The sequence below is a fragment of the Winogradskyella sp. A3E31 genome (genome assembly GCF_046720935.1).
Classification (GTDB): Bacteria; Bacteroidota; Bacteroidia; order Flavobacteriales; family Flavobacteriaceae; genus Winogradskyella.
Genome location: NZ_JBHNWH010000002.1, coordinates 158,290 through 172,011 on the forward strand (window position 1 = coordinate 158,290; position 13,722 = coordinate 172,011).

The 13,722-nt window shown below is 35.6% G+C and carries 12 protein-coding genes; 1 reads left to right on the forward strand and 11 read right to left on the reverse strand.

Annotated features, from left to right (window positions below):
• Window positions 1–7: 7 nt before the first annotated feature.
• The 10 genes from ACFEMA_RS03265 to ACFEMA_RS03310 form a co-directional block, all read right to left on the reverse strand.
• Window positions 8–1,543, reverse strand: a complete 1,536-nt coding sequence (locus ACFEMA_RS03265; protein ID WP_411766570.1) for a bifunctional GNAT family N-acetyltransferase/carbon-nitrogen hydrolase family protein — start codon at window positions 1,541–1,543, stop codon at window positions 8–10.
• Between the two features lie 2 nt (window positions 1,544–1,545).
• Window positions 1,546–2,520, reverse strand: coding sequence for a deoxyhypusine synthase family protein (locus ACFEMA_RS03270; protein ID WP_411766571.1), 975 nt, complete (start codon window positions 2,518–2,520; stop codon window positions 1,546–1,548).
• Window positions 2,510–3,445, reverse strand: a complete 936-nt coding sequence (speB, locus tag ACFEMA_RS03275) for an agmatinase (RefSeq protein WP_411766572.1) — start codon at window positions 3,443–3,445, stop codon at window positions 2,510–2,512. The genes ACFEMA_RS03270 and speB overlap by 11 nt, the downstream gene beginning before the upstream one ends.
• The gene (locus ACFEMA_RS03280) at window positions 3,435–4,832 is read right to left on the reverse strand and encodes an arginine decarboxylase (RefSeq protein WP_411766573.1); all 1,398 of its coding nucleotides are present in this window, start codon (window positions 4,830–4,832) and stop codon (window positions 3,435–3,437) included. Before ACFEMA_RS03280 ends, speB begins: the two co-directional genes overlap by 11 nt.
• Before the next feature lie 431 nt (window positions 4,833–5,263).
• Window positions 5,264–6,349 (reverse strand): hypothetical protein, encoded by a 1,086-nt coding sequence (locus tag ACFEMA_RS03285; RefSeq protein WP_411766574.1) that lies wholly within the window; start codon window positions 6,347–6,349, stop codon window positions 5,264–5,266.
• A gap of 34 nt (window positions 6,350–6,383) precedes the next feature.
• The gene (locus ACFEMA_RS03290) at window positions 6,384–7,160 is read right to left on the reverse strand and encodes a hypothetical protein (protein WP_411766575.1); all 777 of its coding nucleotides are present in this window, start codon (window positions 7,158–7,160) and stop codon (window positions 6,384–6,386) included.
• Entirely contained in the window at window positions 7,147–7,710 is a 564-nt protein-coding gene (locus ACFEMA_RS03295) for an RNA polymerase sigma factor (RefSeq protein ID WP_411766576.1), read from the reverse strand. The genes ACFEMA_RS03290 and ACFEMA_RS03295 overlap by 14 nt, the downstream gene beginning before the upstream one ends.
• A gap of 147 nt (window positions 7,711–7,857) precedes the next feature.
• The gene (locus ACFEMA_RS03300; RefSeq protein WP_411766578.1) at window positions 7,858–8,835 is read right to left on the reverse strand and encodes a polyprenyl synthetase family protein; all 978 of its coding nucleotides are present in this window, start codon (window positions 8,833–8,835) and stop codon (window positions 7,858–7,860) included.
• 63 nt (window positions 8,836–8,898) lie between these two features.
• A complete protein-coding gene (locus ACFEMA_RS03305; RefSeq protein WP_411766579.1) occupies window positions 8,899–11,502 on the reverse strand; it encodes an alkaline phosphatase family protein in 2,604 nt (867 codons plus the stop codon).
• Window positions 11,503–11,646 (reverse strand): hypothetical protein, encoded by a 144-nt coding sequence (locus ACFEMA_RS03310; protein WP_411766580.1) that lies wholly within the window; start codon window positions 11,644–11,646, stop codon window positions 11,503–11,505.
• Window positions 11,647–11,806: 160 nt separating this feature from the next.
• Between ACFEMA_RS03310 and ACFEMA_RS03315 the strand changes: the two genes are divergently transcribed.
• On the forward strand, window positions 11,807–12,667 hold the full coding sequence (locus ACFEMA_RS03315; RefSeq protein ID WP_411766581.1) for a T9SS type A sorting domain-containing protein: 861 nt from the start codon (window positions 11,807–11,809) through the stop codon (window positions 12,665–12,667).
• A gap of 7 nt (window positions 12,668–12,674) precedes the next feature.
• Here the strand turns inward: ACFEMA_RS03315 and rlmN are convergent, their stop codons facing one another.
• Complete coding sequence (rlmN, locus tag ACFEMA_RS03320; protein ID WP_411766582.1) at window positions 12,675–13,715, reverse strand: 23S rRNA (adenine(2503)-C(2))-methyltransferase RlmN; 1,041 nt, start codon at window positions 13,713–13,715, stop codon at window positions 12,675–12,677.
• Window positions 13,716–13,722 lie beyond the last annotated feature (7 nt).

The window sequence follows — 13,722 nt, forward strand, 5'->3', positions numbered from 1 at the left end:
ATACTATTTATCGTGATTCAACACGAATAACATCGTAAAAATCTTTTCTTCTGTCTTTTAAATTTTTCACTGCACCAAAGGAATGTAATTCTCTCAATAAGCTTAAATCTACATCGGCGACTAATATCATTTCAGAGTTTGTGGTAGCCTCAGCCTTGATTCCATTACTTGGAAAAGCAAAATCACATGGTGTAAATACAGCCGATTGCGCAAATTGAATATCCATATTATTTACGTTTGGTAAATTACCTACGCTACCAGCAATAGCGACATAACACTCATTTTCTATAGCACGGGCTTGTGCACATAAACGAACACGCGAATAGCCATTTTGTGTATCGGTCAAAAAAGGAATAAACAAAATATCCATGCCTTCTTCTGCTAATAATCGAGACAGTTCCGGGAACTCAGAATCATAACAAATGAGTACCCCTATTCTACCAGCGTCGGTTTCAAATGTTTTGAGTTGATTCCCTTGCTGCATACCCCATACTTTTTCTTCATCAGGTGTGACATGTAGTTTTTCATAGCGCTCCAAACTACCATCCCTCCTACACAAATAACCCACATTGTACAGTTTGTCATCCACAACTTCTGGCATACTACCTGTAATAATATTGATGTTGTATGAGATAGACAATTGTTGCATACGCTCTACAATTACTGAGGTAAAGTTTGCCAATTGCCGTATTGCATCAGGTTCGTGCATGTGGTTAAACTCAGCCATTAAAGGCGCATTAAAAAACTCTGGCATCACAGCAAAATCTGACCGATAAGCAGCGACACTATCAATAAAATACTCTACTTGCTGCATCATATCATCCAAACTCGGATAAGGACGCATTTGCCACTGAATAAGTCCCAAACGAACCACCGTTTTAACTGTGCTCGCTTTTTTGGTTGGTTTTGTGTAGTAGATATTGTCCCACTCCATTAAAACCGCGTATTCATTGGATGCTTTATCTCCTTCGAGATAGCCCTTTATGATTCGCAAAGGATGAAAATCATTAGAAATCTGGAAATTAAGAACAGGGTCATTTATCTCCTTCAACCTTACTTTTTCAATATATTCTTTTGGTGTTAATTGCTTCTGATATGTATGATACCCTGGCATTCTGCCACCAAAAACAATTCCTTTTAAATTTAATTCTTCACAAAGTTCCTTTCTGTAATCATATAAACGACGTCCCAAACGCAGACCTCGATATTCTGGTTTAATAAAAACATCAATACCATAAAGCACATCGCCTTCAGGATTATGATTTTTGAATTTATCACCTTCAACAATATCATTATAGGTATGATTATCTTCGATTTTATCATAATCTACAATCAGGGAAAGAGCGCAACCAGCGATAACACCATCAATTTTAATAACGACCTGTCCTTTAGGAAAAATAGTTGTCAGTCTTCTGATTTCACTTTTTTTCCAGACCGAATCTTTCATACCTCCATACACCTGAAGCGTAGCTTCTTTTAGTTCCTGAAAGTCATCAACTCCGAGATATTTCAGTTCAATATTTTCAATCTTTTGGTCTTCCATAATTACATATCTAAAAGATAAGCAAAAATAAGTGGCGCTACTATTGTAGCATCGCTTTCAATAATGAATTTTGGTGTGTTAATGTCTAATTTTCCCCAGGTTATTTTTTCATTTGGAACTGCTCCTGAATAAGATCCATAGCTTGTAGTTGAATCACTGATTTGACAGAAATAACTCCAAAACGGTGTATCAGTGCGCTCCATATCTTGATATAACATAGGCACCACACATATTGGGAAATCACCAGCTATTCCTCCACCGATTTGAAAAAATCCGATACCATTTTCAGAATTATCAGTGTACCAATCCGCTAAAAAGGTCATGTATTCAATACCAGATTTCATGGTGCTTGCTTTCAATTCACCTTTAAGAACATAGCTTGCAAAAATATTTCCCATGGTTGAGTCTTCCCAACCTGGGCAAATTATTGGTAAATTCTTTTCAGCTGCTGCATACATCCAAGAGTCTTTTAAATCAATTTCGTAATACTCCTCTAGAACTCCTGATAACAATAATTTGTACATATACTCATGTGGTAAATAACGTTCTCCTGCAGCCTCTGCATCTTTCCAAATCTTTACAATATGTTCTTGGATACGTCTAAAGGCTTCTTCTTCGGGAATGCAAGTATCTGTAACACGGTTTAAACCTTTTTCTAACAAATCCCATTCTTCTTGGGGTGTTAAGTCACGGTAATTTGGCACACGCTTGTAATGAGAATGTGCTACCAAATTCATGATGTCCTCTTCTAAGTTTGCCCCAGTGCATGAAATAATTTGCACTTTATCTTGGCGAATCATTTCAGCAAAAATCTTCCCTAACTCGGCAGTACTCATAGCACCAGCCAAAGAGACCAACATTTTTGCGCCATTCTTTAATTGTTCCTCATACCCTTTCGCTGCATCGACCAAAGCCGCTGCATTAAAGTGTAAATAATATTTTTCTATAAATTGTGAAATCTGTCCTTTAGTAGTCATCTTCTTCGTTATATTTTGAATTTTTAGAGCCGCTTGATTGATCGAAATTACTTTCAAAATCATCATCAATAGCTTCATCTATAAATTTATACGATAGCATTTTGTAATATAATTTTGCAGCTAAGAAATCTGAAGATTTATCGTGCTTATTAGGACACAACTCTACAATATCGAAACCGACGACATTTTTTTCTTCAAATACTTGCTTTAAAAATTCCAATGTTTCATACCACAACAAGCCACCTGGTTCTGGTGTACCCGTACTTGGCATAATTGATGGGTCAAAAACATCTAAATCTATCGTGATAAAGACGTTATCTGTCATTTGATCAATGGCGGAGTCCATCCAATTATCATCTATGGCCATATCGTGAGCAAAGTAGGTTTTTTCAGTATCCATCACTGTAGTTTCAATAACGTCCATAGAACGAATGCCTATTTGGATTAGATTGGTGGTTTGGCTAGCCTCATAAACTGCACAGGCATGATTACACTTAGAACCTTCATACTCCTTTCTTAAATCCGCATGCGCGTCTAATTGAAGTACTGTTAAATCAGGAAACATGTCATTAAAAGCTCTGATTGTCCCAATTGAAATAGAATGTTCACCGCCAAAAATAGTGACAAACTTGTTCTTCTTTATAAAGCGCTTGGTTGCCGCATGTACTGCCTCAACCATAGCTTCTGGCGAACTGTTTTCAGTTACAGCATCAGCTAAATAAACCCCTTGCTGATACACCTCCGACTCAGTTTCAATATCGTACAATTCCATATTTTCTGAAGCATCTAAAAAAGCCTCAGGGCCTTTATCAGCACCTTTCTGCCAAGTACTTGTGCCATCATAAGGCACTGGAATAAATACAATTTTTGAGGTCTCTAATTTTGCATATTCATCTGATATGCCAGCATATGTTTTAGTTTTCATATCCTAAAATATTAAGTAAGTCTTCACTTTTTTGTTGTTCTTTAAAAATTTTTGTTGTGAGGGCTCCATCACTTTCCTTTTGTATTAAAATGTGTTTTGGCGATGGAATTAAGCAATGCTGAAGTCCACCAAAACCACCTATTGTTTCTTGATAAGCACCTGTATTAAAAAAGCCGATATACAACGGTTTTTCCTTGCTGTACTTTGGCAAGTAAATAGCATTAACGTGCTGTTCGCTATTATAATAATCGTCACTATCACAAGTAAGTCCACCTAAAAGAACACGCTCATAACTATCGTGCCAGCGATTAATTGGCAGCATAATAAATCGTTTACTAATAGCCCAGGTGTCTGGTAATGTTGTAATGAATGACGAATTGATCATGTTCCATTTCTCACGGTCGTTTTGCTGTTTTTGATACAGCACCTTGTAAATAGCACCTCCGCTTTCACCGACGGTAAAACTTCCAAATTCAGTAAAAATATGCGGAACATCTACACCTTCTTCTTCGCAGACCTGCTTGATTTGAAATACAATTTCTTCAACCATGTATTGATAATCGAACTCAAACCCCAATGAGTTTTTAATAGGAAATCCTCCTCCTATATTTAAACTATCAAGCGTTGGACAAATCTTCTTAAGGCTTGTATATACCTTTAAGCATTTGTTCAATTCGTTCCAGTAATACGCATTATCCCTAATACCTGTATTAATGAAAAAATGCAGCATTTTTAGATTTACCTGCTCGTTATCCTGAATCTGGTTTTTATAAAATGGGACAATGTTTTTGTACCCAATTCCCAATCTTGAGGTGTAAAATTCAAATTTTGGCTCTTCTTCAGAGGCTATTCTTATTCCAACATTAAAAGTGGTATTGATTTCAGTGGACAGTAAGTCTAATTCTTCGTAATTATCAATAATCGGAATACAATTTCTATGACCGCTATTTATTAAATTAGCAATATTGGTGATGTATTGTTCCCGCTTAAACCCATTACTTAACACATAAGTATCGTCGGTTATTTTACCTTCCTTCTTTAAGTTTTGAACGATATCAATATCAAAAGCTGAAGAGGTTTCTATATGGATATTATTCTTTAAAGCCTCATCTAACACATGCTTAAAATGCGAACTTTTTGTACAATAGCAATAGTTATAAGTGGCCTTGTAATCGTTCTTTTTAAAAGCATCAGCAAACCATTTTTTGGCGCGTTGAATGTTATTAGATATTTGTGGTAAGTACGAAAACTTTAAAGGGGCTCCGTGCTCTTCAATGAGCTTCATCAAATCTATATTGTGAAAACGAAGCGTTTTATCCTCAAGTTTAAATTCTTCTTGAGGAAAGTGAAATGATTGATCGATGAGATCAACGTATTTAGTATTCATTGTGTGTTAATTGTCTTAAAATTCAAAAAATGTAAGTTACAAAATCTACCCTTGATATTAAGGTAAAGAAAGTGTTATCATATCTGAATTTGGCCATTTGTAGTTGGCACAAAGGCATAGACATGCTGACTGGCAGCTATAGAATTAACGGAAGTTAGCTCTAAAATTCGGTAACGCATCTTATACGCTGCTTTTGAATATGACTTCCTAATTTTCAAAAGCCCGAACATAAAAACATCTTTCAATGGTGTTCAGCTAAAAGCACAACAAATGTAGATTTTTTTTGAATATGAAAAACATTTTGAATAAAAAAATTACATTTTACAATTCGCTGTATATCAGCACATAAAATAAAGTTTAATCTAGGATTTACAGCAAAAAACCTCAGCTTTAGATATAAAACTGAGGTCAACACTCAAAAAATTGATTGATTAATCGAGATCTAAACGGATCCCTAATGAAATGTTGTTTTGTTTTATGACTTGGTCATCGAACAATTCGTTTAAATCGTATTTGGCATATAAAGACCAATCACCAACACCGATATAACCACTTAGTCCATAAACAAAAGTTGATGCGTTATAGTTACGTCTTGTTTTTTGCTTTACTCTATCTCCATTCTCTTCGTAGCGCAATTTTTGTTGTGTGCCTATACGTACGCCTCCATACCCACCAAGACCAACTTTAAACTGCCCATCAGTGGTATATCTCAATCTATCTTTATAGTCTCTCTTTTTTGACGGCCCAAATTCAAAATGAATTGGCACAACTAAATTAGTGACTCTAAACTGTGCGTTTTTAATATCTCCCGGAAAGTCTTCAAGTGTCGTTACCTCATCATTCTGAACAAAATATTGATCGTCCTTAATATCTAATTTATTCCACTGAAACGAAAATCCATATCGAAATCTTAAAAAATTAGACTTCTCAAAGACTCTGGTATTCCAAATCCAACCTAATTCTACAAATCCTGAACCTCCTAGCTTATATGGCGAGTCGCTTAAACTTTGTCCGTCAATAATGGTGTTATTAAACCCGATAGCAAATAATAGGTCGTTTGATGTTCTAATATCATATTTCGGTGGTTTTCTATTCGGTCTTAAGTCAAATACTACACCACCTGTACCTAATCCAATCTCTAATCGACCATTGTCATAATCTTCAAGATTTTCTTTATAAGGGTTACGTTTAATCAGTTCAATTTTTGTATCAATTATGGCCAAGCGATCTTCAATATTTAATGCCCTTTTTTGAGCAGCTTCCTTTTTTAAATCTTCGGCTTCGGCAGCTGTAATCTCCCCATTATCTAATCTAATATTAATGGCTTCTACTTCTGCTTTTAAAAAATCCTTTTCCTGTCCTGTAATTCGTTCTTTAGCTTCTTCTAAGCTTTCAATCTGTTGTTGCTTAAAAAAGCTCTTGGACTTTAGCGTGTCTTTCTGTTTCTCTTGAGCACATAATCCTGCCACACTTAGACATAGGATGAGTGCTACGATGTGTTTAGTAATCGTTGTCATTGTTCATTTTTTTGATGTTAAATTTTAAGTTTAATTAGTTATTACGTTCGGCAACTGCAGTTTTAACCTTCGTGTAACTGTCTTTAAGTGCCTCAAACACCTTGGTCCTAAAAGACTGCCCGAGGTCTTCTTCAACGTCTTGAAGTAATGCGTTTGCATCAACGACATTTGAGCCTTCTTTAAAAATTCGATTTTTGAGAATTTCGCGCTGAGCGCTTTTTAAAAGGGAATCGATTTGAGCATCGGTCACCTTTGTTTCTGTATTGGATTGAAACTTTACAATCTCAGCAACAGCATTATCTATTGCTGATTTGTCTATTAAAATATCCGTCTCCTTTTGTTTTTTTATTGTATTAATTAATGGCTCTTCAATCTTAACCTCTGCAATAGCTGAATTTTGAGTAGCTTTCTGAATTTTATTGGTCTTAATGAAAGGTTTTTTACTCTCTTTAATAGGTGTCAAACCTTCTTGATCTTCTTTTACTTCTGGAATATCTTCAACAGCAATCTCTTGCTTTATTTCTGGTAGTACCTCTGAATTATTTGGAAGTGCCTCTTCAATCATTGAATCCTCATTCACAATAACCGGTTCACTAGTGTTTTCAATACCCGAATTGAAATACGTCACTGAAATCATGACCAATGCAGCAACACTTGCAGCAATCCCTAGCCACCATATTCTGCGGCTGTTATTTTTCTTTTGCTCACTGTCTAATTTATCGGACAGTTGAGACCAAACCGCATCTGACGGTGTTATGTTTCGGCTTTCGAGCTTTTCCTTTATCTGCTCTTCAAATTTAATTGGTGCCATAATTAGTTTTGTTTAATTCTTTAATCTTTTTCTGCAGCAATTGTCTTGCTTTAAATAATTGTGATTTTGAAGTACCTTCAGAAATATTTAATATTTCTGCAATCTCATGATGCTTATACCCTTCAATCGCATACATCATAAATATCATTTTATAGCCTTCGGGTAAACGGTCTATCAGCTGTTGAATTTCATTTACAGCAATCGTACTGTTAATGGTATCGGCATAAGTATCTTTAACATTTACATCTTCTGTTGAGAATTCAATACTCTTTTTAGATCTCAAATAAGATATAGCCTCCCTAACCATAATCCGACGTATCCAACCTTCAAAACTCCCTTCATTCTTAAATGACTTTAAATGTTTAAACACCTTAAAAAAACCATTTAATAATACTTCCTCAGCCTGCTGGACATCCTTTACATAATAACGGCATACGCTCAACATTTTTGGAGCATGCAACTCATAAATAATATGCTGAGCTTCCCTATTGTTTTTTGAAGCTCTCTCTATGAGTTTTGTTTCGTTTTTATGAAGTTGAATAACTTTCAATTGCTAATCTTAGTTTAGTCCTATTGCTTTACAGAAGCTCTTCTATTTATAAAGACGCCAAATACTTAAAAATGGTTGTCTCGGAGTGTAAAAAAATTTTAATTAATATGTAATTATCTGTTTTAGAGCTATTTACAAATTATAAAACTACTTTTTTCTATCAATTACATAGTTTACCATGAGCTCTAAAGCGTCCTTAAATTCAGATTTAGGGTAGTTTTGTAAGAGTTGAAGCGCTTCAGTCTGAAAGGATTTCATTTTACTTTCGGCATAAGTCAATCCGCCTTTGTCTTTTACAAAGGCAATGACTTCCTTTACCCGTTTTTTATCCTTGTTGTGATTTTTAACAGAATTAATAAGCCAAGACTTTTCTTTCTTGTTGGAAGAATTGAGAGCATAAATTAAAGGCAAGGTCATTTTTTGTTCTTTGATATCAATGCCTGTTGGTTTTCCTATTTGAGTTTCCCCATAATCGAACAAATCGTCTTTTATTTGAAAAGCCATACCTATTAATTCCCCAAACTTTCGCATTTCTTCAACTTGAGCAGAATTTGGTTTAACCGATGCCGCACCAAGACTACAGCATGCGGCTATAAGCGTTGCTGTTTTTTGACGAATAATCTCGTAATACACCTCCTCTGTAATATCTAACCTTCGGGCTTTTTCAATTTGAAGTAATTCGCCCTCACTCATTTCTCGTACGGCTATTGAAATAATCTTGAGAAGATCGAAATCATTATTATCAATAGATAACAAAAGTCCTTTGGATAATAAATAATCACCTATTAAAACTGCAATTTTGTTTTTCCAAAGAGCATTTACAGAAAAGAAACCACGACGCCTGTTACTGTCATCCACCACATCGTCATGCACTAATGTAGCTGTGTGTATCAACTCTATCACTGATGCACCTCGGTAGGTGCGCTCACTCACTTCACCATTGTTCAGCATCTTAGCTACCAAAAACACAAACATAGGACGCATTTGCTTCCCTTTTCGGTTAACAATATAATGGGTGATACGATTAAGCAATGCCACTTTACTGGACATAGAAAGCTGGAACTTCTGCTCGAAGAGTTCCATCTCATAAGCAATAGGTTGCTTTATTTGTTCAGTAATTTTCAAATTTATAGATGAAGCGTTTTTACAAAAATACCGAAATCAAATCTTATGTGGTAAGAAATAATACTACACCCTATTTCGGTAGAGTGTTTTGTCAATACATTGAACCATCTTATCATTTTTAAGATCTACTCCAATAAAATCTTCAATTTTTTTGATTGATGTTTCAGGACTTTCCAAAACATCTTTATAGTCTATATAAATCATCTCTACAAAAGGTTCTCGTTCTTTCCAAATGTCAACATTTTTAAGATGCTTTTTGTAAGCATCAAACAAGCGTACTGGGAGGGTCTCTGGGTTTTTGCCAATCATTTTTTGCTGGGATTTTACAATTTCTGTTAAATCTCGATTCATAAATATGACTTTGTACCGAAACTGGGGGTCTAAAAATTTTAGTAATGGTGCAACCACCTTAACGCATTTGTTTTTAGCTTTAGGCAACCATGAATTATCCTTGTTGATAGACATTACTGGGTCAAATTCATAATAACCTTTTGGGTTGGATGTATCCGCCTCTCGTTTACCGTCTGAAAGCACATCGATCCCTCCTCTATCTAACATTTGCATCATTAGAGACGTTCCTGATCGCGGCAAACCAGAAACAACTACAATCTGATCTTTTCTATATTTCGATGTGGATTTATCTTTTAATTGAATGTCACTACTTAGCTTTTCTTCTACATTCTCAATGGCAGTTTCAGCTCTTACATGTTTTTTAGGCTTCAGCTTCGTAGCAGTTTCATAGGCCAACTTTGCATTTTCTAAATCCCCCATTTTCTCTAATGCCTCGCCTAATGTATAATGGGCTTCTGGGAAATACTTTACCAGTTCTATCGCCACAAGAGCGTGGTCAGCCGCTTCTTCAGCATTACCTAACCTTAAAAGCGTTTCTGCCATCGCTTGTTGGACTTTTGCACTGTCCACTTCAAATTTCAATGCATTTTCAAACGCATGCTTAGCATCTTCAAGTTTATTTAATTTTCTATATATAGTTCCGATTTGATACCATACCTCACTATTAGGTTTTTTGTCTTTGGCTTTCTCGAGTAGGGAAAGTGCTTTATTTATTTTTCCTAAACCTACAAGGATTTTTGCTTCTGAGAAATAGGTGTTTACTTCAAATGTTTTATCTCTCTTTTTTAATTCATCAAGATACGTACTCGCTTTTTTAAATTCTTTTTTTGTTATGCTAATTGATAGTAAATCAATATAATACGGAATAACATTGACCACATCATCACCTGCCTTAAAATTGGTTTGTAGAGGTTTACCGTTCTTATCTTTCTTTATATCCTCTTCTTTATATTTTGGGTACTTGGCTTCAACCAACTCTAAGAGTATGGTCTCAGCAGTGTCATAATCTTTTTTTCCAATTTTAACTCTAGCTAAATTATGCTTTAGGTCAGATTGCGTTTTTAACACTGCTATTTCAAGCTTTTCTTCTGGCTGATCTATATAGCCCAAATCCACTAATTGCTGTAAAGCTTCACTATCTGAAAGTATGTTATCCTGTGTATTTGATTTATACTCACCAAAATCACCTTTTACATCTTCCCAAGAGCTGATATAATTTGGACTATCCACTTTTTCGAAAATGTCTAAGGCCACTTTACCGTCCATATCTTTTCCTATCGGGAGCCCATATAAATGCAAGATTGTGGGTGCAACATCTATCAACCCCAAACCAAACACTTTTTGGTTCTTTTTAATATTAGGGCCAGCCGCGACGAAAATTCCAAACTGACGATGCTCAAGTGCAGGTGAAGCAGGGTATTTAGGTAAGTGCATAATCCTCCTGTTGCCCGACTCATAACCATGATCGGACATAACAATCACAGTAGTTTCATCATCTATCAGTTCTAATTTACGGGCAAGCATCATATCCTGAAAACGGTATGAACCAACAATGGCATCTTTGTAAATCTCAAAACGGTCTTTTGGTATTCCTTTTTGCCGAGGTGGATGGAATTTCATAAATGCATGACAAAAGTGATCAATCAAATCATAATAAACTGCTGAAAAATCCCATTCAGTAGTTCTTAATATTTGGGTAGTAGCGCAATGAACAGAAACATTTTCTGCCATTATCTTGGCAAAAGACATTAATTTTTTATCCTCTTCTTGATTGATCTCAGAAGCTTTAGGGAAGAACGGTAAGATATGAGCTTCGGTAATTTCCCAAGGAAACATTCTAAGGTCTTTTAATTCCTCATATTTAGTTTTTGGGTGAATAGCTTCTTTTGATACAGGCTTTAATTTTTTGGGATCAAAATTAACATTCTGAAATGTGTCAGAAACAACAACACCATTAATTGGTTCTGCAGGGAAACTTGGCCACCAACCAATGACATTACTTTTTAAATTTTGATTGTGAAAAATATTCCAAAGTGCTCTCGACTTTCTGGAATTGACAGTGACTTGCCGCACGCCAGACAAATCATCTTTAACCTCAATAAAGCCCATAACTCCATGTTTGTCAGGTGTTTTTCCTGTAGCTACACTAGTCCATAGCATTGGAGAAAATGGCGGGTTCATAGTACTCATATTACCATAAACACCTCTATCCATTATACTTTTTAAGGCAGGCATATGACCCTTTTTGATTAAGGGCCAAATTAGTTTCCAATCAGCAGCATCCCATCCAATAAGTAAAACTTTGGGTTTGGCCATCTACTTTTTTTTAGTCTGATTTTCTTTTCTCGATTCTCGCCATGCTCTTAATCCAAGGTCACCAAAAGCGAGAATCCCTAATGAGCCTTTAGGAGAAACATCTAAGGACTCTAGTTTATTTTCGAGTGGTAGTCTTTTTTTCAATTCTTAAGCTCTATTTAATTGTTTTAACCTGTTAGGTTCTGATAATCAAACTAATAAATTTTACCATTCATCGCTTAAAATAGCAACTTCATCATAAATGTAATTAAAATGTTTGATTTTTTCTTAAATTAAAGTTCTAATAATCAATCGTCAACGCCTTATGAATAAAACTACACAAAACGATTTCTCGAAACGAATAGGTCGCTATGGCGCGCTTGCAGCAGCGGTTTCTGGTGTAGCCAGCGCAGAAGGACAAATAGTATATTCAGACCCTGCAGATATAACAATCAATCAGGGATTCTTTTATAATCTCGATATCAATAGTGATGGTACTGTTGACTATGCTTTTACTGTTAACCCCAATACTGGAGCTAGTGCTGCATTTATAGTCGGGTCTAGTATTAATTCTATGAGTTATGTATCTAACTCTAATCAATTTATTGGAACTGTTGGGGCGGCAAGTATTAATGGCGGAAATTATCAATACCCGTTTAATTTAGCAAACGGGGATGTTATAAGTGCTAATCCTCCGAGTGGTTCTTTTTTGAGTATACAAGGCACTTTAAACTTTCAAACTTGTTATCCTGCCATGGAATTTTGTGATTCTGGAGGTGCAACGGTTGAAGGATTTATTGGATTGAGATTTGAAATTAATCCTGGTGAATTTCACTTCGGTTGGGTGCGTATAGAGTCTAGCCCAACAATGACTATTGTTAAAGATTTTGCATACAATGCAACTGAAGATGCTAGTTTATTGGCAGGTCAACAAACATTAAGTCTTGTAGAAGAAACATTTAATGATGTACGTATCGTCGCTTTAAATAAATCCATCGGTGTTTATAATGTTACAGAAACAACAGATTATAATGTATATGCCTTAACTGGGCAATCTGTTTTAAAAGGCTCAATTAGTGATAGAGCCCATACCATAGAGGCAAATAGTCTGCAAACTGGTATTTATATCTTAGAATTAAGAGATAAGCAAACAAACGCTGTTATTAGAAAAAAAGTAATTCTTTAAATATAATTTAAGTCTTATTTGCCAACTGGCCACAAGCAGCATCGATATCCTTACCTCGAGATCGTCTTACGGTGACTGTGATATGATTAGCTTCAAGTTTTGATATGTATCTATCAATACTTTCATTGCTCGCTTGTTGAAAATCTCCATCGTCAATTGGGTTGTACTCAATAAGGTTGACTTTACTTGGGGCAAACTTACAGAATTCAATGAGTGCATCAATATCCTTATCTGTATCATTGATACCATCCCAGACCACATATTCATAAGTAATACGTTTTTTGGTTTTTGCATACCAATGCTCTAAAGACTCCCTCAAATCCTTCAATGGAAAAGTGGCATTAAATGGCATAATTGAAGTTCTTACTTCGTCAATAGCAGAGTGTAGCGACACAGCAAGATTAAATTTCACCTCTTCATCAGCCATTTTCTTTATCATTTTCGGCACGCCTGAAGTCGAAACAGTAATACGTTTAGGAGACATACCTAAACCTTCATCAGATGTGATTTTATCTATCGCCTTCAATACATTGTTATAATTCATCAATGGTTCTCCCATACCCATAAAAACAATATTACTCAAAGGACGATTATGGTACAGTCGACTTTCATTGTCAATGGCAACTACTTGATCGTAGATTTCGTCAGGGTTAAGGTTTCGCATTCGTTTTAATCGCGAGGTAGCGCAGAATTTACAATCTAAACTACAACCAACCTGAGAAGATACACAAGCTGTTGTTCGGGTTGAAGTGGGGATCAATACAGACTCAACAATTAAATCATCATGGAGGCGAACGGCATTTTTTATGGTGCCATCTTCACTTCTCTGCATCTGATCTACCCTAATGTGGTTGATGACAAAATGTTCTTGAAGCATTTGACGGGTTTCTAGAGAGATGTTAGTCATGTCTTCAAAACTGTGCGCCCCTTTTTGCCATAACCATTCATACACTTGGTTACCACGAAAAGCCTTATCTCCTTGCTTAACAAAGAAATCCCTCAATTGATCTTTGGTCAATGCCCGTACGTCTTTTTTCTTTTTATCCATCTGCTGC

What these genes read in the sequence shown, in the direction of transcription:
- ACFEMA_RS03265 (WP_411766570.1), bottom strand. Translation starts at nt 1,543, where the DNA reads ATGGAAGACCAAAAGATTGAAAATATTGAACTGAAATATCTCGGAGTT.
- ACFEMA_RS03270 (WP_411766571.1), bottom strand. Translation starts at nt 2,520, where the DNA reads ATGACTACTAAAGGACAGATTTCACAATTTATAGAAAAATATTATTTA.
- speB (WP_411766572.1), bottom strand. Translation starts at nt 3,445, where the DNA reads ATGAAAACTAAAACATATGCTGGCATATCAGATGAATATGCAAAATTA.
- ACFEMA_RS03280 (WP_411766573.1), bottom strand. Translation starts at nt 4,832, where the DNA reads ATGAATACTAAATACGTTGATCTCATCGATCAATCATTTCACTTTCCT.
- ACFEMA_RS03285 (WP_411766574.1), bottom strand. Translation starts at nt 6,349, where the DNA reads ATGACAACGATTACTAAACACATCGTAGCACTCATCCTATGTCTAAGT.
- ACFEMA_RS03290 (WP_411766575.1), bottom strand. Translation starts at nt 7,160, where the DNA reads ATGGCACCAATTAAATTTGAAGAGCAGATAAAGGAAAAGCTCGAAAGC.
- ACFEMA_RS03305 (WP_411766579.1), bottom strand. Translation starts at nt 11,502, where the DNA reads ATGGCCAAACCCAAAGTTTTACTTATTGGATGGGATGCTGCTGATTGG.
- ACFEMA_RS03315 (WP_411766581.1), top strand. Translation starts at nt 11,807, where the DNA reads ATGAATAAAACTACACAAAACGATTTCTCGAAACGAATAGGTCGCTAT.
- rlmN (WP_411766582.1), bottom strand. Translation starts at nt 13,715, where the DNA reads ATGGATAAAAAGAAAAAAGACGTACGGGCATTGACCAAAGATCAATTG.